This is a genomic window from Enterococcus infantis (assembly GCF_049166715.1).
Lineage (GTDB): Bacteria > Bacillota > Bacilli > Lactobacillales > Enterococcaceae > Enterococcus_C > Enterococcus_C leclercqii.
Window position 1 is genome coordinate 501,165 of the sequence record NZ_JBMHFB010000001.1, and the last position, 22,814, is coordinate 523,978.

A 22,814-nucleotide genomic window follows, 5' to 3' on the forward strand; every position below is an offset into this window, starting at 1 on the left:
GGAGTGGGGCCGATTGTACCTCATTCCCCAAAACAAACAATCCTCAGATCCGCTTTTGCAGATCATATAAAATATTCAGCGCGTCTCGCGGCGTTGTATCCAAAAGATCAATCTTCTTCAGCGCTTCAATCACAGAAAGCTCTTCTGTCGAAACTTCACTGAACAAAGACATCTGCTGGGGATCATCCTCTGAGACAGAGCGGAATTCATTGCTTTCCAGCGTTTTCGGTTCGGCCTCCAGCGCTTTTAAGATAGTCGCTGCTCGTTCCAATAGCGGCGTCGGCAAGCCTGCAATTTTGGCTACGTGGATACCGTAACTCTTGTCGGCCGGCCCTTCCATCATCTTGTGAAGAAATACGACTTCACCATCTTTTTCTACTGCTCCTACATGCACGTTGCGCAACTTCGGCAAAGCCTCATCCAACACCGTCAATTCGTGGTAATGGGTAGAAAACAGCGTCTTAGCCTTCACATTATCGTGAATATACTCGATGATGGACTGTGCCAAAGCCATGCCATCATACGTCGCGGTTCCCCGTCCCAGCTCGTCAAACAACACCAGACTGTCCGGTGTTGCATGACGCAGCGCCTGATTGGCTTCCATCATTTCCACCATGAAAGTCGACTGACCGGCAATCAGATCATCACTGGCCCCAATTCGAGTAAAGATACGATCGAAAACCGGCATCTCTGCTGCTTGTGCCGGGACAAAACAGCCCATCTGTGCCATGATTACAGTCAATGCCAGTTGCCGCATATACGTGCTTTTCCCGGACATATTAGGCCCAGTAATCAATAAAATCAAGGTTTTGGGATCCATCGTTATGGAGTTGGGGATATATTCTTGATGACCCAACACTTTTTCCACCACTGGATGGCGACCTTCGACAATCTTCAAGTTGCGGTTTTTATTTAATACTGGACGAACGTACTGGTAGCGCTCGGAAATCGTCGCAAAGCTCTGCAAAACATCCACTGCACTGAGAGACTTCGCCAGCTTTTGCAACCGGTCGATTGCAGCTTTGACCTCTTCTCTTACAGCTAAAAACAGTTGGTACTCCAAGTCGACGGATTTTTCTTCTGCTTCCAAGATCTGTGTTTCCAGCTCTTTTAACTCAGGGGTGATGAAACGCTCCGCATTAGCCAAAGTCTGTTTACGCTCATAGCGCCCTTCTTCCAGATTGGCCAAGTTGGCTTTGGTGACTTCAATATAGTAGCCAAAGACTCGGTTAAAGCCGACTTTCAATGTTTTGATTCCTGTTGCTGCCCGCTCGGAGGCTTCCAGCTCGGCCAACCATTGCTTCCCATTTCTCATGGCACTACGGTATTGATCCAGTTGGGAATTGAAACCGTCTTTGATGACGTTGCCCTCGGTGACAGCAAGCGGTGCATCTTCACTGATGGCAGCTTCGATCAATGCTACCAGATCTTCTAAAGGTTCAATCGCAAGCAGCAGCTGATTCCATTGTCCTTGATTGATACCTTCCAATAATTTTCGAATTTGAGGAACCTGCATAAGTGAGGTCTTTAGCTGCAACAAATCTCGGCCATTGACATTGCCAAAAGCTACCCGTCCTGCCAAACGTTCCAGGTCATAAACCTTAGTCAGTGTTTCTTGCAGATCCATTCGCTCAAAATAACTATCTAGTAAGGACTGAACCATCTCTTGTCGAGCGACAATCTGTTTTTCCTGGATCAATGGCCGATCCAGCCACTGTTTCAGCAGACGGCCCCCCATAGCGGTCTTCGTTTCGTCTAATAACCACAGAAGCGTCCCTTGTTTTTTCCCCGTACGAATCGAGCGGGCCAATTCCAGGTTAAATTTGGAGTAATGGTCCATCTTCAAAAAGTGATCTGGCTGATATTCTTCCGCCTTTTGAATATGTCCCAAGCTGCGCTTTTGCGTAATCGACAGATAACTCAACAGTTTTCCTGCTACTTCTTTTTCCAGTGCATCGTTGAGTTCGCTAGTCAAAAATTGACATTCCGCTGTCTCTAACAGCTCTTCCTGCTTTGAAAAGACGAGTCCTAAACGTTCTTTTAAGGCTGTTTTAACAGTGTCCGGCACGTCAGAAACAAAGACGATTTCTTTGGTCTGCAACGCGGAACATTCATTGATGATGGCATCTTCATCTTCTAAGAGTGCCGTTTTGAATTCACCGGTACTAAGATCAGCATAAGCAAATCCGTAGCGCTTTTGATCATAGCCTACTGCCGTCAAAAAGTTGTTTTCTTTGGCGGAAAGTCCTTTTGAATCCATCACTGTCCCTGGTGTCACCAGTTGGACCACTTCCCGTTTTACCATTCCTTTAGCCGTTTTCGGATCTTCTACCTGTTCACAGATTGCTACCTTGTAGCCTTGCTCAATCAGCGTATCAATGTACCCTTGTGCCGCATGATAAGGCACCCCACACATCGGAATCGGATCGTCAGCATTGCGGTTGCGGCTGGTCAACGTCAATTCTAGAATCTGAGAAGCTTTGATGGCATCCTCGTAAAACATCTCATAGAAATCCCCCAGACGGTAGAACAAAAAAGCATCCTGATACTGGGATTTGATGTTGAGGTATTGTTCCATCATAGGGGTGTGCTTGGTTTTTTGAGGCATGATTGTGTTCCTTTCTAAACTAACAACTGATAGATATGTGATAAATTTACTGCGTTCGGCATTTTCTACGATGATTAGTGGTTCCACCAAATCGTGGCGATAACATTGTTGAAATAGACGGTGATGATTACGTTGGGCAGTTACCTAAAGATAAGGTCCTACAGGGCGACTTACTCAATAGCTTTCATCAAGTATCACTTGTTTTGAGAGCTTCATTCGAGCCTTTCCTCCTGTTAAACCATAATCACTTGTCTATATCCTTCTTTGGTTCTGACTCCAGAAGTGTCTCCACCCCTCTTTGAATCCCGTCTGTCACGTACTGCAGAAGATCGTTGACTTCCAACAGTTTCTCTCGATAAGCAATCACCAGCGGCAGACTGTCGTACTCTGCTGTCAATCGGTCGGCTTCGGATAAGGCGGCTTGCTTGGCTTGCGGCTTGCCGTAATATTCGAATTGCACCGCGTCTTTTTGCGCTGCTTTAATGGCTTCTTCCAGCCGAGTCAATTTTTCATTGGCGGCGACTTTTTCAGACAACGCCTGAAATTCTTTTACTTGAGGCAAATCTGAAAGCAGCCGGCTCAACTCCTCAACCGCCTGCCTCACGTCTTGATCTTGTTCCAATAAGTCTTTCATGGTCACTACTCCGTAAACGGCCGATCCTCAGAAATCTGGATCGTCTCAATCATTTTGGCACGGCCCGTCTTTTCATCAATATCAATAACACAGCCACACATGATGCTGCGTCCTTTTTCTACTACTTCAAAACGCTGAGGTAGCGCTGTCCAGAACTTCTCCAAAACCGCCTCGCGTTTCATCCCCAAGATACCATCATATGGACCAGTCATCCCGGCATCAGAAAGGTAAGCCGTTCCTTGCGGCAAAATGCGAGCATCGTTGGTCTGTACATGGGTGTGTGTCCCGACGACTGCTGACACTTGACCATCCAAAAACCATCCCATCGCTTGTTTTTCACTGGTAGTTTCGCCGTGAAAATCAACGAAAATGAAGGGCGTCCGTGCCCGTGCTTCGGCCACCAAGGCTTCGGCTTTGCGGAAAGGATCGTCCAAATCAGCCATAAAGGCCCGCGCTTGCAGATTGATTACCGCCAGCTCAATGGCATTCACTTTGACGAACACCATTCCTTGACCCGGTGTGCCTTCAGGAAAATTCGCGGGGCGAACCATTTTTTTGGCGTCATCGATGAACTCAAAAATATCGCGGTTGTCCCACGTATGGTTTCCCATCGTCACCACATCGACACCATCTTGCAAGAACTTCTTGTAGATTTTACCGGTGATTCCCCGACCACTGGCTGCATTTTCGCCATTTAAAATAGTCACTTGCGGCCGATATTTCTTTTTCAAACGAGGCAGATACTCTGTCACCGTTTCCCTACCCAATGAACCCACTACATCTCCGATAAACAATAACCGCACACTTTTTCCTTCTCTCTTAAAACTGTCTTTTCCTATTATAGACGTTTTTTTGCATAAAAAAAAGCCTGTCGGGTCCTAGGCTCTTGATCTGAAATATAAGTTCGACTAAGAGACATCCCTTACAGCAACTTCGCCGTCTCCCTGTCACCGCCTTCTGAAGCAGCCAATACCAAAAGGGAGCTGCAAAAGCCAAGTCATTTCCATAAAAAAACAGAAGCACCTTGGCTTTTCACCGTTAAACATTTCGAAGGCTGACTTTTCTTATCCGTAAGGTCAGGTTTCTGCTGCGGATTCTGGCGCATAATTGTCGCAATCAGCTGTTAGCACTTTCTTACTTAATGAATTCTTCGGCATTTATCACTTAGCAATGACTGATCTCACAGCCCTGATATTTTTTTAAAAAGATAACGGTTTATGCTCCATTTCATGGACAATCTCACGGAAATCTGCAAACCCCGCTTGCAGGCCACGAATCAAAATTTCAGCAGTGCCGATATTGGTAGCCAGTGGAATTTCATAGACATCACACAAGCGAATCAACGCTGTCACGTCCGGCTCATGGGGCTGTGCGGCCAAAGGATCTCGCAAAAAAATCACCATATCCAGGTCATCTTCAGAAATCATCGCCCCAATCTGCTGGTCACCTCCCAGTGGGCCGGATTTGTAGCGATGAACCGGTAACCCAGTTTCTTCCTGAATCCGTAGTCCAGTAGTTCCGGTAGCGTACAACTGATGTTCCGTCAGAATTTCCTTGTAGGCTGTGGTCATCTGAACCATCAAATCTTTTTTTCGGTCATGGGCAATCAATGCAATTTTCATTTTTTTACCTCCTCTTCCCTGCCGCAAATTCTTGCTTTCACAGGGGCCTTCTTGTTAAAAGATACCATGTAAAGCAATGGGGTCAAAGAAAAATCCGCCGATTTCAAATAGAAAGCAGCGGACCATTTTTATTATACTAATTTCAATACTTTCAGTGCTTTCCAGATCCCGTCACTGTCACAATCATCCGTCACCAAGTCCGCCCATTGCTGAACCTGCGGCGTCGCATTTCCCATAGCCACGCCGACACCAGCCTGACTCAGCATTTCGATGTCGTTGTTCCCATCACCAAAAGCAATGATATCCTGAGGTGGAATCCCCACCCGCTCTGCTAAAAATTGGATTGTTGCAGCCTTTGAACCATTTTGCGGCAGCACATCCACACAGTTTTCGTGCCAGCGAACAAAACGGAAACGGGGAAACGCCGTAGCAAACTGCTGATCGTAGCTTTCCGTGAAGAAAGCCAGCGCCTGATAGATTTCCTGTTCTTCCGGAAATTGGTCATCCAATTCTGGCAAATCCGCTCCAAAAGACATCATCGCTGAAGCCATCGTTCCTACGTTGTTAGAAGTCATTCGGCGAGCCCGATCCATTTCGATGAATGCCGTATCGATGCCCGCTTCATTGGCTTCCAAAACCAGCCGATCCAGCTCTGTTTGATCCAACAGCTGCTTAAAAATCTGATTGTGGTTCAAAAAGGCCGCCGAGCCGTTGCAGACGATATAATTTTCAAAATCCAGTTCACGGATAATTTCCCGTGCCAAAAATCGGCTGCGTCCCGTAGCAATCGTCACCAGATGGCCGGCCTTTTTTAACTCTCGTAAAGCCTTGATGGTGCTCTTCAAAGGTTTCTTGTCTGTTCCTAGTAACGTTCCGTCAATGTCAAATGCGATCAGTTTGCGTCTCATGGTTGTCGTGATAACTCGCTTTCTCTCATTTTTTATTGTGAAATCCGATGACCACCGCCACCGGTAAAATCCTACTTATTCAAAGTCGTCAGCATCGTAAAACACAGCTGCTTCACCCATTACAGCAAGTGCTTGCCGGCTTCACGGCGGGCCAGACTGCTCATTTGCGGGTGGGCTGCAATAAAATCTACGACCCATTGGGCATCTGTTTTACTGTATTCCCGCAGCGCCCAACCGATTGCCTTTTGGATAAAAAATTCCTCCGTAGCCAGGTCAGCTTCCACTGCTCGTGTCAATAAATGCGTGTCTGTTTGCCCTTTGAACTTCAATTGCAAGGTGATGCCGATACGCCGCAGCCAAAAATCTTGGTGATCAAAAAACCAATTCCAGATTTCCGGCAGTTCTTCTAAGTGTCGGCTGCACCAGTCGCCGTATACTTTGCGCCAGGTGTCGATACTGTCCCACCATTGATTTTGTGCCACCAATGGCAACAGCTCCTGCAACTCCTGACGTGTCAGGCGCCCGCTGTTTTTTTCTGCCAATTCAATAGCAATATAATGGTACTCCCGCTCCGGTTGCCCATAAAAATACTCGATGCCTCGCTGCAATTGGTCAAACTCCCACTGGCGAGAAGCCTGTAATAACGGTCGAGCCAAGCGCCGCCGTTCTGGAGCCTGCACGCCGCAAAAAGGAAAGCGATTTTTCATATAAGCCGCCATCGCCGCTGCTTGTTCCGGCTCAAAAGGTAAAAAACGCTGCCACTCTTCTGTCATTTTTTCATCCCTCTTCAATACGAAAAAGAAGCGACGATGACCCACCGCCGCTTACTTTGATTAATCTACATATGTTGATTTTGAATTGTTGAGCCAAGCGTAGCCCAAGCCCATGACCAAGCCACCACCAATATAGTTACCAATCAGTGCAAAGAACAGATTGTGGAGGACACTGGCAACCGTCATTCCGTCCAAAGAACCACCAGAGGCAATAAACGCCAATGTGAAAGCTGGGAAGTTGGCGATAACGTGTTCGTAACCAAGAAAAGCGAAAATAAAGATGATAAAGATGATTGCCGCTACTTTACCAGCATCGTCTTTCATCCGCATGGACACCAAAACAGCGGTGTTAACGACGATATTGGCAAACATCCCTTCTACTAGGATTTGCAATGTCGATTTGGCTAATTTTGCCTGAATAGAAGTAAAGAAGAAGTTATCCGGCTCCAAGCCTTGGAAAGGTGTCGTTTGTGCCACCAAGGCAGCAAAAAGTACCCCGCCAATCAGGTTGAAGAGAATACAGGTAAACAAAATCTTCGCAGCCAACGGAACACTCAACCGTTTGCGATAGACACCAACTGTCATATAAAGCATGTTGGAAGTGCCCAACTCAGCATTCAGATACAAAATCATGACCAGCGACCAGCTGAACATGAAGGCATAGAGCATTTTACCTAATCCGGGAGTGATGTGCTCCCCTTTCATCGCAATTGCAAAAGCCACAGCCGTGCCCAACGTCAAAAACAAGCAGGCCAGCATTGCCCGCACAGCATAACGAAGATAACTACCTTGGATCAGGTCGACCTTCTTTTCGATGGACGTATCGATTTTTTCAAATAATGGTGATACCGGATTCATCTTCTCTCTTCTCCTTTTGATATGTATTCAACTGCAATCCAAAAAAAGTCCATAATACTTCATTATTGTAATGAGGGATCCTTGTTTTGTAAAGTGATTTTTGAAAATGAATGAAAACACGCAACAATTGTCATCCTTTTTCTGAAAGGAACAATCACCGACAACTTTTACAAAATCCGATAACCAAAAGGCTCTCCTTCATCATTTCTCATTCATCAACCCCTTTTTCCCTGTGACAATTGTTATGAAAGTCTTAAGTCTTTCTTACCCGATTGGCAGCTGAATTCTTTAAACTGGAAAAGTTCTCTTCTTAATCGCTTCACCTTTACACTATATAAAATGAAAGAAAGCAGGCTGATTCCATGTCTCATCATTATCAACGGGTTCTGATCATCGGTTCTCCGGGAGCTGGCAAGTCAACCTTGGCGACAAAATTAGCCCAGCGCTGGCAGCTGCCTCTGATTCGCTTAGACCAACTCTTTTGGCAAGATGACAAAACGACGATTACAATTTCGCAACTGCAAGAAAAGTTGATTCCCATCTTGGCCGAAGAATCCTGGCTGATTGACGGCAACTACGACTCCTTGTTAGCGCAACGACTGCAGCGGGCTGATTTGGTCATTTACCTGAAAGTCTCCCGCCTAACTGCCATCTATCGAGTCATCAAACGCTACCTTACCTTTCGCGGAAAAACAGCTCCCGGCGCCAATCCGGATGTGTTGGATCTAGAATTTTTAACATACATTTGGCATTTCCCTGCAAAACAAGGAAAAAACGTCGCTAGCATACTGGCAGAATCACAAGACAACTTTCGACTAATTGAAGCCCGCAATAGTCGTCAAGTTCTTCAGAAACTGGCACTTGAAAATATGAAATGACGTTGCCCTTTTCGCTATCGCCAACTTGACGGACACCCCTTTGTTGTCGTATACTACTCTTTGTGTAAAATAATGCAGCAGAAAAGTAATAGCTCGTCACCAGTTCATCGCTGACTTGTTCAGTTCAACCAGTACCCGCGGCTGCGAAAAGGTGAACGTTGAAGAATGAACTGCACGGATATGAATTTTTCATCGGATTATTTTACTCCAACTAAATTACTTGGAGGAATCTTAAATGTCTCGTTATACTGGACCATCTTGGAAACAATCTCGCCGCTTGGGCGTATCTCTGTCCGGCACTGGTAAAGAATTGGCACGTCGCCCATTCCCACCAGGTCAACACGGACCAAACAGCCGTGGCAAAAAATCTGAATACGGCTTGCAATTAACTGAAAAACAAAAACTGCGTCATATGTTCGGTTTGAACGAACGTCAATTCCGTAACTTGTTTGTAAAAGCAAGCAAGATCAAAGAAGGTAAACACGGTGTTAACTTCATGGTCTTGTTGGAACAACGTTTGGACAACATGGTTTACCGTCTTGGTTTGGCAACTACTCGTCGTCAAGCTCGTCAATTGGTTAACCACGGTCATATCTTAGTAGACGGCAAACGCGTTGATATCCCTTCATACCACGTTGAAGTGGGTCAAGTGATCTCCGTTCGCGAAAAATCTAAAAACTTGATCATCATCAAAGAAGCAATCGAAGCAACAATCGGCCGCCCAGCGTTCGTAAGCTTCGACGACGAAAAACTGGAAGGTTCACTGACTCGCTTGCCAGAACGCGACGAAATGACTCCAGATGTAGACGAATCATTCATCGTTGAATTCTACAACAAATTAATGTAATCTCATCACACTAAGCCTAAGCTCTTGTATATCAAGGGTTTGGGCTTTTTTTGTTTCTCATAGATCTAATTAAGGCGAAACTACCTTAGAAAATACCTTAAACACGATTCCAAATAATCACTTGATTATAAGGTAGAGAGTCCTTCACTGTGTTCTAAGATATATTTTCATCAACCTGCTTATAGGTAGTTAGTCTCAATTTCAACACGAAGATTCCCCTCACATTTACACTTCTTTCCTGCCTGTTCGGCTGTAAAAACGTATCGATATTCCCACTTACTGTATTGAGGACAGTAAACACTATCAGAACCCATTGAAACTATGCTAGAATTCGCACTAGCAAACCTACCTTTAACGCTAACCCTATTAATAAAAGACTAACAATTTTCTATGCGCCCTCAATATTTCGGAAATGATTCAAGCGACTTCTAGTTTGACCCCAACTATTTTTCAACTACATCAGGTATTGTCTCACCTATTAAAGGACTCGCCTGAAGTCTGGCTAAAATGAATGAATTTAGTGACAGGTTTGAATTGAGAGTTGCCCTAGTCTAACGAGGTGATTAAATTGCTGAACTATATTCTTAAATACAAGCCCAAAAATGCGAACGATGCTTTTTACTTATTCTTCTTAATCTGCTTTACAACCGGTACAATTATTCAAATTTATCGGTCTGGTCTGACAGTCGGAAAAGCCATCATGTTGTTTATACTATTATTTTTTTTGGCTTTTTCCAGGCAAACTAAAAAATAGTATAAAAAGCTAGCGTACTCTAGGCAGGCGATGTCCTTAGCTACGGATTTTAAAAGACCTCTTCTTGCAAGAAGTTCCGAAATATAAATATGCCTGCTTCAAAAGCATTTATAAGCAGGCATGTTATTTATATCTATAGATTGTTAGTTTATTTTAATTGTCTTAGTTCCTGATTAATATATAATCCACTCCACATTCAAAAAGACTACCCACCAAGCTCGGTGAGTAGTCTGCATGCTGGTCTTGTTTAGCGAAGCACCACTCCTTCGTGCTTGCTACTTTACCGCCTACCTCTTAATCCGCAGTTCTTTGATTAGGTACCAGTTGAGCAACCCGCTGGCGACAAACGCCGAAATGAAGACTGCCTTGTTGGAATCCCCGTGTCCAGTTACTTGATTTCCCACGGCTAGTATCAAAATCAGCACCAACCCTATCGCCAGACTTATAAACAAACGCCGCCACTTTTTCTCTGTCATCATTTGTCTCCCCCATTTCCTTTACTCCAGTATACCATTTTAGCATTTGCAATTACCAAAGCGCTGACTATTTTCCAGCAAAAGGCAGACTGAAATTGCCAGTCGTTAAACTACTTTTCCAGTAGCGCTTCAATCGCCGGACGCAAATCTTCCGGCGTTTTTTGTGGGGCGAACCGATCGACTACATTGCCGTCTTTGTCTACTAAGAACTTCGTGAAGTTCCATTTAATGGCACTGCCGATGATGCCCCCTTTTTCGCCCTTCAAAAAGCGATACAAAGGGCTGGCATTTTCGCCATTGACATCAATTTTAGCGAATGTTTTAAAGCTGGTTTGGTATTTTAGTTGACAAAATTCCTGGATTTCTTCGTTGGTTCCAGGGGCTTGATGACCGAATTGATTGCAGGGGAAGTCCAAGATTTCAAACCCCAGCTTCTGATAGTCACGGTAGAGTTTTTCCAGCCCTTCGTATTGTGGTGTAAAGCCGCAGCCAGTCGCTGTATTCACTACTAGCAGCACCTTGTCTTTGTAATCCGACAGCTCGACTTCGTTCCCTTTTGCATCTTTTACTTTAAAATCATAGATTGTCATATTATTTCCACCTTTCTGACTACGATACCTTCTCTTCCAAACCAATTTTCGGAAAAAGAAGCCTTTTTCTGAATTGTATCGAAGTCAGACGAACAATACAAAGAATCCAACCTGTAACTTGGTGCAGCTGCCAGTGACGCTAACTCTTATAAAAAAAGCCTGTCGCAATTGATTCACTGCGGCAGACTTTTTTGGATTGGTAATCGCTTTTTAAGAAGCTTATCCGGCACAAGAGGCTTCATCACAACTGTCTGTTCGTTCTCCCAAAGCGACATACTCTCGATCGTCAGAAACTTCCATATACGCCGGTCGAATAATTTTTTGTGTGTTGATCAATTCCTCAATTCGGTGGGCCGACCAACCCACGATACGGGCGATGGCGAACATGGGGGTATACAATTCACGAGGCAATCCCAGCATCGCATAAACAAAGCCGCTGAAAAAGTCGATATTGGCGCTAACTCCTTTGAAGATCTTGCGCTTTTCACCGATAATCTTCGGTGCCAGCTCTTCTACTAGTGTGTATAGCTGGAACTCCGCTTGTTCTTCCGGCCCTTTTTCCTCAGCTAATTTGGAGACATAGGCTTTAAAGATTGCTGCCCGCGGATCATTGTCACTATACACAGCGTGGCCCATGCCATAAATCAGACCTTTGCCATCAAAAGCCTTTTTATCCAGAATGTCTTCCAGATATTGTCGCACTTGAGTCTCATCTGTCGTATCCGTTACGTTGGCTTTCAAATCTTCCATCATCTGGGTGACTTTGATGTTGGCCCCACCGTGTTTAGGTCCTTTCAACGAACCTAGTGCGGCACTGATTGTAGAATACGTATCGGTTCCACTGGAAGTCACAACTCGAGTGGTAAAGGTCGAATTGTTCCCGCCGCCGTGTTCCATATGGAGAACTAAGGACATATCCAATGTTTGAGCTTCTTGTTTGGTGTAGCTCTTGTCTGGGCGCAACATGGTCAAGATGGCTTCTGCGGTACTCAAGGAAGGATCAGGTCGGTGAATGTACATACTTTCGTCCATCTCATAATGATTGTAGGCATGGTAAGCATAGACGGCCAACATCGGAAAAACGGCAACCAGCATCAAGCTCTGTTCCAGGACGTTTTCAATGCTCACATCATCCCGTCGGTCATCGTAACATGCCAATGTCAAAAGACTACGGGAAAGATTATTCATAATGTCAGCTGATGGCGCCTTCATAATCACGTCTCGCACAAAATTGGTAGGAAGCGTACGTTTCTCCGCTAATAGCTTGCGAAAGTCAGCTAATTCTGCCGGCGTTGGCAGCTCACCAAAAAGGAGTAAAAATGCAACTTCTTCAAAACCAAAACGGCCTTCTCCAACAAATCCCTTCACCAGCTCGTTGATGTCAATGCCGCGATACCGCAATTCTCCTACACCAGGGATTGGTTTACCATCGACGATTTTTTGGGGATAGATTGTTGAGATTGTTGTTAAACCAGCGAGAACGCCCTTACCATTGCTGTCGCGCAGTCCTCGCTTGACGTTATATTTTGTATAATTATTCACATCTATCCAATCAACTTCTTCACATCGTGCAGCCAGACTCGGGTAGTCCAGCAGATTTTTTTCCATCAAGCTCACGTAAAACACCCCTCTTTATCCAAAACAACTTTTATTCTGTTAGCGAATTGTATTACTGGTAATTATATCACCATTTTTACTGAAAAGAAATAATATTTTGACTATTTACTTTTATACAACGAGAATGTATAATTATTCCAACTGACATATTTGGGGAGTTTGGCTTTGGGGCACGGATTGTTCGATATTTTGCGGCACGACTGCAGGTGTCAAAAAATGATCCTTGAAAGAATAGTAACTTTTCTATGGAAGCTTTCTTTCATAGATTCTCCCTCTGCCAACAATGAAAGGAGTCTACGCTCATGAAATGGCAAAATACATTAGCTGCAACCGATTTACTTTACTGTGATTTGAAACAGGTCAGCGCCGATTTTTCTGCCGATTTGAACGCTTTACCTTATTCTATTCGGGTACTTCTTGAGTCTGTCGCTCGTAATAGAGACGAAGAAATTACTGACGAGATCATCAGCGAATTGGCCAATTGGCAAGCGCAAGCGCCCACGGGTGTCGTTCCCTTCAAACCGGCACGGGTGATTTTGCAAGACTTTACCGGGGTTCCTGCCGTGGTGGATCTAGCGGCTATGCGGGATGCCATGGTTTCTTTGGGTGGAACCGCTGAAGCAATCAATCCGGAGATTCCGGTAACATTGGTGGTGGATCATTCCGTCCAAGTGGATTGCTCTGGTAATCCGGGCGCATTGGCTTTCAATACGCAGCGTGAATTTGAGCGCAATCACGAGCGCTATCAGTTTTTGAAGTGGGCTCAACAGTCCTTCAATGATTTTGAAGTCGTCCCGCCAGAAACCGGCATCATTCACCAAGTAAATATCGAAAAACTTTCCAATGTGATTCTCACTAAAAAAGTAGCAGCTACCGGTGAAACAGTCATCTTTCCCGACACGCTGCAAGGGACTGATTCCCACACCACTATGATCAATGGTCTGGGGGTTCTCGGCTGGGGGGTTGGCGGCATCGAAGCCGAAGCAGCAATTTTAGGTGAAGCTTCTTATTTCCCAACGCCCGAAGTCATCGGGGTTGAATTTCTTGGGGAACTACCCACGGGTACGACTGCCACCGATCTGGCATTGGCAGTGACGGAGCTTTTGCGGCAAGAAAAAGTCGTGGGTAAATTTGTGGAGTACTTCGGCACCGGTTACCAAAAATTGAGCTTGTCTGATCGAGCAACGATTGCCAATATGGCTCCTGAATATGGTGCGACTTGTGGCTTTTGTCCCATTGATGAAGAAACACTGAACTACCTGCGCATCACCGGCCGTGACCCCCAACTCATCGAAACCGTCGCCGCCTATACCAAAGCGAACGGCTTGTTTTACGACGCCCAGCAAATTCCTACCTATACAAAGGTGATTCAACTGGATCTTGCCACCGTGCTCCCGGCATTGGCTGGCCCAAAACGTCCACAAGATCGTATTTCCTTAGCCAACGTTCCAGAGGATTTCACCGCATCCGTTACCGCGCCGGTGGGTCCAAAAGGCTTTTGTTTACCGGAAACGGAATTTTCCAAAAAGGCGGACATCCTCTGGCAAGCAAAAAATCCTGATCTGACTTATCCTGATCAGATTAAGACTGGAGACATCGCACTAGCGGCCATCACCAGCTGTACCAACACCAGCAACCCTTTCGTCATGATCAGCGCTGGTTTATTGGCCAAAAAAGCTGTTGAAAAAGGCTTAAAAGTTCCTGCCTACGTCAAAACCTCATTGTCCCCAGGCTCGCGGATTGTGACGACTTATCTGGAAGACAGCGGCCTTTTGCCCTATATGGAAAAATTAGGCTTTTACAATGTCGGCTACGGCTGCACTACTTGTATCGGTAACTCCGGACCATTGGCAGATCCAATCACCGAAGCGATTGAAAAGGAAAATCTGCTGGTGGCTTCTGTGCTTTCCGGAAACCGCAACTTTGAAGGGCGCATTCATCCTTTAATCAAGGCCAATTACTTGGCTTCGCCGCCGTTGGTTGTTGCTTATGCTTTGGCCGGAAGTATCTTGACTGATCTGACCAGAGACGTAATTGGGGTGGCTAAAGACGGCAGCAAGGTCTATTTACAAGATCTCTGGCCGACTGCTGACGAAGTTAACGCTGTGATCGACCGCTATGTAGGTCCTGAAGCTTATAAAGAAACTTATGCCCACGTCTTTGATGCCAATCAGCGTTGGAATGAAATTGAAACAACTACCGGGGCTTGCTTTGGCTGGGACGAGGCCTCTACCTATATTGCCAATCCGCCTTTCTTTACCGGATTGACCCGTGAGCTTCCGAAACAAGGGGCGTTGGAAGGCTTGACTGTGCTGGCAAAATTAGCAGATTCAGTGACAACTGATCACATCTCTCCGGCAGGAAATATCGCCATTGACTCGCCTGCCGGTCGTTTTTTGAAAGAGCGGGGAGTCGCACCAAAGGATTTCAACTCTTATGGTTCCCGCCGAGGCAATCATGACATTATGATGCGGGGAACCTTCGCCAATATTCGCCTGCAAAACCAACTGGTTCCCGGTTCTTCCGGCGGAGTTACCAAATACCACCCTACCGGCGAAACCTTGTCGATTTTTGACGCGGCGATGCGCTACCAGGCCGCTGGTAAGAGCGCCATTGTTTTGGCAGGTAAAGACTACGGCATGGGTTCTTCTCGCGACTGGGCGGCAAAAGGCACTCAACTTTTAGGTGTCAAAGCTGTCTTAGCTGAAAGCTTCGAGCGAATTCATCGCTCAAACTTGGCCATGATGGGAATCATTCCACTGCAATATCTCCCTGGAGAAACTGCTGAAACGTTGGGGCTGACCGGCGCTGAAACCTTCGACATCCACCTGCCGGAAGACCCACAAGTCGGGCAATTCGTAGCTGTGACAGCGACTGGCCCAGATGGTACCCGCAAAGATTTTCAAGCCAAGCTGCGTTTTGATGCACCGGCAGATATCCGCTACTGGAAAAACCAAGGAATCCTGCCGATGGTCATTCGGAAAAAATTTGGCGCTTAAATCAGCAGCTTAGCAATGCCCACAGCTCTATCGAAGCATGACACGAAAGGACTTGCCGAAAGATCTGCAGCAAGTCCTTTCCTTACACTACTTTCCTGAACGGAGGAGCCCATTTGACTTATATTACGATTCAAAACGAAACACTCTTAGTTCCAAAGCAGCCGACAATTCCTTTTATCGCCGGCGATGGTATCGGCCCTGAAATCTGGGAAGCCTCACAAGCAGTCATCGACGCCGCAGTAGCCAAAGCCTATCAAGGGGAGAAAAAAATCCAGTGGCGGGAAGTGCTGGCCGGAGAAAAAGCCTTCAAAGAAACCGGTGCTTGGTTACCAAAAGAAACATTAGCTGCCATCACAGAAGCCAAAGTAGCGCTAAAAGGGCCATTGACCACACCCATTGGCGGCGGCATTCGTTCCTTGAATGTTGCTTTGCGCCAAGATTTAGATTTATTCGCCTGTGTCCGTCCCGTACGTTATTTTACCGGCGTTCCCTCCCCTTTAAAGGAACCTGAAAAAACCGATATGGTGATTTTCCGTGAAAACACTGAAGACGTCTATGCCGGTATCGAATTTGAAAAGGATAGCCCAGAGGTCAATCAACTCATCCAAATGTTGCAAGAGCAATTTGCTGTCAAAAAGATTCGTTTCCCAAAAACGAGCGCTATCGGGATCAAACCCATCTCAAAAGAAGGCAGCCAGCGTTTGGTTGGTGCTGCGATTGATTACGCCTTGGCAAACGACCGTTCCACTGTGACCTTAGTCCATAAAGGCAATATCATGAAGTTTACTGAAGGGGGCTTCAAAAAGTGGGGCTATGAGTTGGCTGAGAGTGCTTATGCACAGCAGACTTTCACTATGCATGACTACCATATACTGGTTGCCGAGAAAGGTCAGGCAGTCGCCGACCAAGCTTTAGCAGATGCCAAAGTTGCCGGAAAAATCATCATCAATGACGTCATCGCCGACAATATGTTGCAGCAAATCCTGCTGTATCCAGAAAAATACGATGTAATTGCTACCTGCAATCTAAACGGCGACTACATTTCCGACGCGTTGGCCGCTCAAGTGGGGGGCATTGGGATCGCCCCAGGTGCCAACATCAATTACCAAACCGGTCACGCCATTTTTGAAGCAACTCACGGCACCGCCCCGGACATTGCCGGTCAAGGAAAGGCCAACCCTTGTTCACTGCTGCTATCAGCAAGCATGATGTTGACGTATCTGGGTTGGACAAAAGCTGCCCAATTGATAGAATCCGCAATCGAAGAAGCCCTGACAGCCAAAAAGGTCACTGCTGACTTTGCCCATTCCATGACTGATGCAACAGAAGTTTCCACTGGTGAATTCGGTCAACTCCTGACCGACATTATCACCGCTCAGTAATCAGACACCTGTAGTCCAAAAATGAAAGATCCAGTGATTTCGCAATGGTCGCAAGCCACTCGCAAAAGCACTGGATCTTTATTTTTTATCGATTTCAACCGGTAGTTTACCGGAAGTCTGTTTTTTGATAGCCGGCGTCAGCGCAAACTCCGTATGAAATTCATTCTTCAAAAGGACGGCCGCCAAAATGACTTCAGCGATATAACATCCAATCTGAACGCCGCCTTCTCCAAGAAAAAAATCCGGATACCGTTCTGGATGAACCATAATTTCAGTGGACAAGAGACAGGCCACACAGTAGGCCGCCGCAAATAAAAAGCGACTGGTTAAGGTCCGATGCCGAATCGTATTCAACAACAGGAGGAGTAAAAAGAAAGGCAGTAAAAACAGCTTCAAATAATAAGCCCAGGGGTACAATCCAAAAAAGTCTGCCTGGGCATCACCGAAAGTAAAACCTGTACTGACCGCTAAATTCATCACTAGAATCACCCGGTACATCATTAACAGCACCCAATCCCTCCCAAATCACTAACTACAATTATCCGCTTCAACCAATAGCCATTAAATGAAATTTCAACGTAAAAAATACCAACATTTAATAAAATGATATCAGAAAAATCTAAAATAGACGATTAAAATCACTTTATATGCAAATTAAGATAGTTCAATCCCGTTGAGAAATATCCAGGGGCTTCTCTTTTTTGCACATTCGTAAACTTATTGTTTACATACAGTTAACCAAACGATATAATTCTACCATACAGACGTTAACCAAAATAAAAATAAGAGTTTACGAAAGAAGGAATTATTATGCGCATTTCATTACGAGAACAAATATTGGCTGCCGTTTTTGCCGCCATCATTGGGATCCTATCTCAATTTGTCATCACGTTGCCTATCACGGTTGTCCCTTTTACTTTACAGACCTTCATTATTGGACTGACTGTCACGATTTTAGGTATGAGAACCGGTACTTGGGCGATTGTCATTTATCTGTTGTTGGGATTGATTGGAATTCCGGTTTACGCAGGCGGTGCTAGCGGAATCGGTGCCCTCTTAGGTCCAACTGGCGGCTTTCTAATCGGATTTATTTTTAACGGACTAGTGACCGGCGGCATCCTTGCAAAGACGAAGCTCAACTTTTTGTGGAGCATCATCGCTAATCTGGCAGGTGCTGCGGTTGTTTTGCTTTTCGGCGCAGCCTGGATGCACTTTGGGACCGGCATGACCTTTAGTGCCGCTTTAAACGCCGCGGTGATTCCTTTTATCCTCCCCGGCATATTGAAAGCTGTAGCCGCAGCAGTTATCGGCGTCTTGATTGTCGGTCGGCTGCCACAGCGCTTTTTGACACCGGCAAAGTAAAATAACACACCTAAAAGTGAGCTTCCATCACAAAAATTTGGTTCACTTTGGGAAGCGCAGATTTTCCTTGATGAAATCAAGGAGAGTCTGTGTTTGAAATTTTTAACAATAAAAAGCCAAGTCACTTCTATTAAAAACAGTGGAAGCGACTTGGCTTTTAGAGGCTCATGTTTGGTATTGTTCACTTTGGAGAACAGCAACAGTGCGATTGTTCGGCTACAAATAAAAACCCGCAGCTTATCAAAAAGCTGCGGGTTGTTTTATATTCAGATGTTATTTGACAGCGTCTTTCAACTGTTTGCCAGGTTTGAAAGCTGGTGTTTTAGATGCTTTGATTTCGATTTCTTCCCCGGTTTGAGGGTTACGACCTTTACGAGCTGCGCGTTGACGCACTTCGAAAGTACCAAAGCCCATGATTTGAACGCTGTCGCCTTTTTTCAAGGTATCTTCAACAGTGTCGATAATGGCAGTCAAAACTGCGGTAGCGTCTTTTTTAGTCAAACCTGATTTTTCTGCAACTGCGGAGATCAATTCTGCTTTGTTCATGTTTAATTCCTCCCAGGAATAAAATAATTAGGATTTTGTGTAATCCCTACGTATTATTCTAGCAAAAACCCTATAACTGCGCAACAGAAAACCCTTTCCCAGCTTTCGATAAAATAATACTAAAAAATTTTTCTGTATTTTTATCACTTTTTTTAATTGACGAAAAGCCCGCCACATCAACGATCTTCAAAACAACCCTGGTAGCATCTGCTTTCAAAAGTGTTTTTGCAAACGATTCCCTTTAAATCAATGTTTTTAAGACTTTTTAGTCAGCAACTCATAAAAAGGCAACAACTGACGATATGTCGCCAATATGTCTTCCCGTGCGTTTTCTGGATTCTGCCACAAAGTACTTTCTCGCGGAATGACCCGCCCCAGCTGAAATTCACTTTTTTTAACGCTTGCCAGACGTTCCAGAGCTGGCTTTGCCTCACTTAAAGGAAAGCAAGGGGCCGTTGTGTGGTCTTTATTGATTACAAAATCTTGCGGCAATGCTTCAATCTCAGGCAGTGCTGCCAAAAGGGTTTCGGCGTAGCTTTTTTGCCCCTTGGGCTGATCGATAATGGAGAGCCACATGAACACATACTCCGGCCAAATCCCAATCTGAAAATGCGGGGCCATTTTGTAGCCTCGCTTTCCTTCTCCGACAGCGGCCCAGGTATTTTCCGGTGGATGAACACTACGCCGACGATGCTGCGCGATATGCAGGTAAAAGGTCCGATCCAAAGCGGTTTCCAGTTCCCGAACTAACGCCTCCCCGATTTGCTGAAACACCGGCTGGATTTCACTGCGAATCGCAGCCATCCGCGCTTCTAACCCCGGGACCTGAAATACATCAAAAGAACTTTCCTCAAACATCGCTAACTTCCTACCTTTTCGTCATTTTCATCCAGTGTATCATATCTGTCGACGGGACACCTCTGGCACGCATTACTAAAACAAAGGCCTTCATACCGGATTGCTGTTGCTGATAAAAACCTCTAGTCAGATCACTGGTTCGCGTTCAATCACTTCATAGTCGAAGTCTACTTCCTCCATATTGAAAAAGCGGGTCAATACGTGATTGACGTTTTGATACAGATCAGCTAGTTCACAGTATTCTTTGGCGACTTTGAGACGTTCACAGCCTTTTTGATAGCTGACAGTCGCAGAATCATCTTGTTCGGTTACTGTTTCGCCTGCTTTTTTGTAAAGCATGGCTTCTTCTGTCATATCCAGCATGGTAAAGGCTTGTTGCCAGCGTTGCTGCTGTGCGAAGGCCATAACGATGGTAGGAACATCCAGTCGTTCCAAGGAAATACAAGTCCCATCGGAAAAGGTTAAGTGATAAACATTTAAAGCAAAGGCTGTACAGGCATTGCAGCCGCCTTCAGCAATTCGTTTTTGTCCGCTAATTGTAGCTTTCATCATAAAAACTCCTTCATAATTGGCTGCAATTTCTGATACAAATCCGTCGAGCAGCCGTTTGCCCCCATTATACCGCTTCTTTTAAAAAAAGAAAGCGCACCTGACAGCCGGTTTACCGTCTCTAAAAATATGGCTGCAACATGCCTGGTAACTATTTGGGCGCGTTTATTTCACAAAAAAAACAGTGGTGTCCTTCAATCTAGACACCACTGTGAACGAATATTTAACTACTATGATTAAAACGCGACATTTAGGCCGTTAAGTCGATTTTTTTGCTGATTACATAAATGACGATTCCACCGATGGCCATGGAAAGCAATTCCCCAATCCCGATAGTCAACCAGTTGAAAAGAAACGGCGCTTGAAACAAGATTGTCAGTTGCGCGGCGACTGTAAACATCGAGATTGCAAAAATGACGGTGGTAACTGCAATTTTGATTCTCATGTCTTTGATTTTACGGGTCAGGTAGCGACACAAAAGCAGCACAAAAAACGTGCAGACACTGCCAACGATCACATCAAGAAGGCCATTAGGAGATGCCAGGTTGGCAATCGCACAGCCAATCGTTACTCCCCAGACGTAGCGCTTATTGTACAACGCTAAAAAGTTGAACATTTCAGCCACGCGAAACTGAATATTACCGTAGCCAACTGGTTGTAAAGCGAAAGTCACCGCCACGTATAGGGCCGCTACCAATGCCATTTTGGTCAATTCTTGTGTGGTCCAGACAGATTCTGAACGCAATTTTTCAGGATGATTCATTTGTCATTCTCCTTTGCGGGATATTCCCGGTAATAAGCTGCACCCAAAGGATTGAAGTGGTGCAGTGCGGACAGACCGCTAGTAATTATAATAACTGAAAGCATTCTGTTCTTTCAAGAGTGGATCGTCAATTGCGGCCAGCTTTCCTGCCAATTTTTACCAGCAACCCGCTGGTTATAGACTGCCAAACGCCGAGGAGAACGTGAAAAATGCGGTGTCGGTCGAACTTCAAAAGCGGCTAGATCCTCTAAGCCCCACAATGCCCGCAGTTCTGGATACCCCGCTTCATTCAAACGACAGGCGAGAGCTGTGCAGGTCTCGGGATATTTACTAACAGCATCCAAGGTATCTCTATAAGGCGATTCATCAGGAAAATTATGGGTATGCATGTGGGCTTGATTTTTGATTTCCCAATTATAGTTTGGCCACATAGCTGCCAATTGTCGGCCCAGTGCTTCACTGGTTTCATAATCAAGATTGGGATCGAAAAAAGCAACATCTACGTCATTGGCTGAATGAAGAACTGTTGCCTCTGCCAGTTGATCCCACAAAAAATTGCGCAGCACCCCCGCTGTCAACCAGCAATCTGGCAGCTGCCATTGGGATACAATCCGCAAAATCGTCATCAACTCTAAGTCTGCAGCAACCCATGATGCTGCTTGCGTCTCTGTCAATCTTCTTATCATTTCAGCAACCAACCTCCGTCGATTTCGATGATATTTCCTTGCATATAACGGGCTCCGCTTCCCGCCGCAAACAAGGTCACTTCCGCCACTTCTTCCGGCTCCGCCCACCGCTTCAACGGCGTTTCTTGCGCCACCCATTTGGCTAACGCCCCATCACCAGCAAAGTCTGCGGCATTCATAGGTGTCCGGATGGCTCCCGGCGCCAAGGCCAATACATGGATGCCAGCTGCGCCATAATCCAGCGCCAACTGCTTAGTGAAACCAGCAACAGCATGCTTAGCTGTCGTATAGGCAATCCCGCCGCCTCCGCCAACAAAGCTGGCAACTGACGCCATATTGATGATTGTACCACTGCCGGCTGCCAACATATCCGGCAATAGTGCTTTGGTCAAATAAAACATACTGTCCAAATCAGTTCGTAAAATATCTCGCCACAGCTCATCGTCAGTTTCTAAAATGTTTTTATAACCATCCAGCTTGCCCGCAGTGTTTAGCAAAATTGATACCCCGCCAAAAGTTTTTCGACATTTGGCTACTGCTGCCAAGCACTGCTCTTTTTGGGCGACATCCGCAGTAAAAAATGCCAAGCGGCTGAACGCTTCAGACCCACTCTTTTTAGCAGCGGCTGTCAACGAGGCAAACTCTTCTTTGATATCCACCGCAAATACGCGGGCACCCGCCGCTAAAAACGCCACAGCCTGCGCTTGTCCAATTCCCGAAGCCGCCCCGGTCACCAATACGACAGCCTCCGCAAAACGAGAATCCATCATTTTCTGTGTTGTCATGGAACAATCTTCCAGTCGTCAGCTAAGATGTCACAAACAGTCGGCGCAAAGCTGGAAAAGCCTTCATCACTGGTTTTGATCAAAAAATAAGGGGTCACCGGCGCCCCGTCATAAACTTCTCCGGACACGAGAGTAACATACAGTTCAAAACCACTCCAGCCGTTGCGGAGGATTTTTTGGCCAGCTTTTAAATGTGGCAGAATCTCTTCAAATGTCATTTTCATTCCTTCTTTCACCAGATTTCAATAGGCAGCTGCATCAAGTTTGCTGCCAAAGCCTTTTCATTATAAGACGAAAACAGTCCACTGACCAGAGGGTG

The 22,814-nt window shown here is 45.6% G+C and carries 23 protein-coding genes; 5 read left to right on the forward strand and 18 right to left on the reverse strand.

Going from position 1 to position 22,814, the window contains the following annotated elements; all coding sequences use genetic code 11:
* Window positions 1-43: 43 nt before the first annotated feature.
* The 7 genes from mutS to ACOMA8_RS02230 form a co-directional block, all read right to left on the reverse strand.
* Window positions 44-2,608, reverse strand: coding sequence for a DNA mismatch repair protein MutS (gene mutS / locus ACOMA8_RS02200; protein WP_421368123.1), 2,565 nt, complete (start codon window positions 2,606-2,608; stop codon window positions 44-46).
* 244 nt (window positions 2,609-2,852) lie between these two features.
* Entirely contained in the window at window positions 2,853-3,242 is a 390-nt protein-coding gene (locus ACOMA8_RS02205) for a YlbF family regulator (RefSeq protein ID WP_421368126.1), read from the reverse strand.
* Window positions 3,243-3,247: 5 nt separating this feature from the next.
* Entirely contained in the window at window positions 3,248-4,045 is a 798-nt protein-coding gene (locus tag ACOMA8_RS02210) for a TIGR00282 family metallophosphoesterase (RefSeq protein WP_421368129.1), read from the reverse strand.
* A 396-nt stretch (window positions 4,046-4,441) separates the two neighbouring features.
* On the reverse strand, window positions 4,442-4,864 hold the full coding sequence (gene mgsA, locus ACOMA8_RS02215; protein WP_421368131.1) for a methylglyoxal synthase: 423 nt from the start codon (window positions 4,862-4,864) through the stop codon (window positions 4,442-4,444).
* Window positions 4,865-4,995: 131 nt separating this feature from the next.
* On the reverse strand, window positions 4,996-5,772 hold the full coding sequence (locus tag ACOMA8_RS02220) for an HAD family hydrolase (RefSeq protein ID WP_161898613.1): 777 nt from the start codon (window positions 5,770-5,772) through the stop codon (window positions 4,996-4,998).
* A 119-nt stretch (window positions 5,773-5,891) separates the two neighbouring features.
* Window positions 5,892-6,545 (reverse strand): DNA alkylation repair protein, encoded by a 654-nt coding sequence (locus tag ACOMA8_RS02225; protein WP_421368134.1) that lies wholly within the window; start codon window positions 6,543-6,545, stop codon window positions 5,892-5,894.
* Window positions 6,546-6,605: 60 nt separating this feature from the next.
* Window positions 6,606-7,403, reverse strand: coding sequence for a formate/nitrite transporter family protein (locus ACOMA8_RS02230; RefSeq protein ID WP_161898615.1), 798 nt, complete (start codon window positions 7,401-7,403; stop codon window positions 6,606-6,608).
* A 362-nt stretch (window positions 7,404-7,765) separates the two neighbouring features.
* On the opposite strand from ACOMA8_RS02230, the gene ACOMA8_RS02235 reads away from it, so the two are divergent.
* Together ACOMA8_RS02235 and rpsD are read left to right on the forward strand one after the other, a co-directional pair.
* Window positions 7,766-8,281, forward strand: a complete 516-nt coding sequence (locus ACOMA8_RS02235; RefSeq protein WP_421368138.1) for a P-loop NTPase family protein — start codon at window positions 7,766-7,768, stop codon at window positions 8,279-8,281.
* Between the two features lie 235 nt (window positions 8,282-8,516).
* Window positions 8,517-9,128 (forward strand): 30S ribosomal protein S4, encoded by a 612-nt coding sequence (gene rpsD, locus ACOMA8_RS02240; RefSeq protein WP_161898617.1) that lies wholly within the window; start codon window positions 8,517-8,519, stop codon window positions 9,126-9,128.
* A gap of 1,048 nt (window positions 9,129-10,176) precedes the next feature.
* Here the strand turns inward: rpsD and ACOMA8_RS02245 are convergent.
* The 3 genes from ACOMA8_RS02245 to ACOMA8_RS02255 form a co-directional block, all read right to left on the reverse strand.
* A complete protein-coding gene (locus ACOMA8_RS02245) occupies window positions 10,177-10,374 on the reverse strand; it encodes a hypothetical protein (RefSeq protein WP_421368141.1) in 198 nt (65 codons plus the stop codon).
* A 94-nt stretch (window positions 10,375-10,468) separates the two neighbouring features.
* Window positions 10,469-10,948 carry a glutathione peroxidase gene (locus tag ACOMA8_RS02250; protein WP_161898619.1) on the reverse strand — a complete coding sequence of 160 codons (480 nt, stop codon included), beginning with the start codon at window positions 10,946-10,948 and terminating at the stop codon, window positions 10,469-10,471.
* Window positions 10,949-11,167: 219 nt separating this feature from the next.
* A complete protein-coding gene (locus ACOMA8_RS02255; protein WP_421368252.1) occupies window positions 11,168-12,556 on the reverse strand; it encodes a citrate/2-methylcitrate synthase in 1,389 nt (462 codons plus the stop codon).
* A 311-nt stretch (window positions 12,557-12,867) separates the two neighbouring features.
* Between ACOMA8_RS02255 and acnA the strand changes: the two genes are divergently transcribed.
* Window positions 12,868-15,564 (forward strand): aconitate hydratase AcnA, encoded by a 2,697-nt coding sequence (gene acnA / locus ACOMA8_RS02260; protein WP_421368144.1) that lies wholly within the window; start codon window positions 12,868-12,870, stop codon window positions 15,562-15,564.
* A gap of 113 nt (window positions 15,565-15,677) precedes the next feature.
* Complete coding sequence (gene icd, locus ACOMA8_RS02265) at window positions 15,678-16,946, forward strand: NADP-dependent isocitrate dehydrogenase (protein WP_421368147.1); 1,269 nt, start codon at window positions 15,678-15,680, stop codon at window positions 16,944-16,946.
* A gap of 78 nt (window positions 16,947-17,024) precedes the next feature.
* On the opposite strand, the gene ACOMA8_RS02270 is transcribed toward icd, so the two are convergent.
* The gene (locus ACOMA8_RS02270; RefSeq protein WP_161898622.1) at window positions 17,025-17,456 is read right to left on the reverse strand and encodes a hypothetical protein; all 432 of its coding nucleotides are present in this window, start codon (window positions 17,454-17,456) and stop codon (window positions 17,025-17,027) included.
* Between the two features lie 300 nt (window positions 17,457-17,756).
* Here ACOMA8_RS02270 and ACOMA8_RS02275 point away from each other — a divergent pair, with 300 nt between their 5' ends.
* Window positions 17,757-18,308 (forward strand): biotin transporter BioY, encoded by a 552-nt coding sequence (locus ACOMA8_RS02275; RefSeq protein WP_161898623.1) that lies wholly within the window; start codon window positions 17,757-17,759, stop codon window positions 18,306-18,308.
* Between the two features lie 273 nt (window positions 18,309-18,581).
* Here ACOMA8_RS02275 and ACOMA8_RS02280 read toward each other — a convergent pair whose 3' ends face one another.
* The 7 genes from ACOMA8_RS02280 to ACOMA8_RS02310 form a co-directional block, all read right to left on the reverse strand.
* The gene (locus ACOMA8_RS02280) at window positions 18,582-18,854 is read right to left on the reverse strand and encodes an HU family DNA-binding protein (protein WP_161898624.1); all 273 of its coding nucleotides are present in this window, start codon (window positions 18,852-18,854) and stop codon (window positions 18,582-18,584) included.
* Between the two features lie 255 nt (window positions 18,855-19,109).
* Window positions 19,110-19,712 (reverse strand): DUF1054 domain-containing protein, encoded by a 603-nt coding sequence (locus tag ACOMA8_RS02285; RefSeq protein ID WP_421368151.1) that lies wholly within the window; start codon window positions 19,710-19,712, stop codon window positions 19,110-19,112.
* A 126-nt stretch (window positions 19,713-19,838) separates the two neighbouring features.
* Window positions 19,839-20,261 (reverse strand): DUF4809 family protein, encoded by a 423-nt coding sequence (locus ACOMA8_RS02290; RefSeq protein ID WP_421368154.1) that lies wholly within the window; start codon window positions 20,259-20,261, stop codon window positions 19,839-19,841.
* A gap of 250 nt (window positions 20,262-20,511) precedes the next feature.
* Window positions 20,512-21,024 (reverse strand): QueT transporter family protein, encoded by a 513-nt coding sequence (locus ACOMA8_RS02295; RefSeq protein ID WP_421368157.1) that lies wholly within the window; start codon window positions 21,022-21,024, stop codon window positions 20,512-20,514.
* A gap of 113 nt (window positions 21,025-21,137) precedes the next feature.
* A complete protein-coding gene (locus tag ACOMA8_RS02300; protein ID WP_421368161.1) occupies window positions 21,138-21,710 on the reverse strand; it encodes a nucleotidyltransferase family protein in 573 nt (190 codons plus the stop codon).
* Complete coding sequence (locus tag ACOMA8_RS02305; protein ID WP_420022072.1) at window positions 21,707-22,495, reverse strand: 3-oxoacyl-ACP reductase; 789 nt, start codon at window positions 22,493-22,495, stop codon at window positions 21,707-21,709. The genes ACOMA8_RS02300 and ACOMA8_RS02305 overlap by 4 nt, the downstream gene beginning before the upstream one ends.
* The gene (locus ACOMA8_RS02310; protein ID WP_421368164.1) at window positions 22,492-22,713 is read right to left on the reverse strand and encodes a DUF2829 domain-containing protein; all 222 of its coding nucleotides are present in this window, start codon (window positions 22,711-22,713) and stop codon (window positions 22,492-22,494) included. Before ACOMA8_RS02310 ends, ACOMA8_RS02305 begins: the two co-directional genes overlap by 4 nt.
* Between the last annotated feature and the right edge of the window lie 101 nt (window positions 22,714-22,814).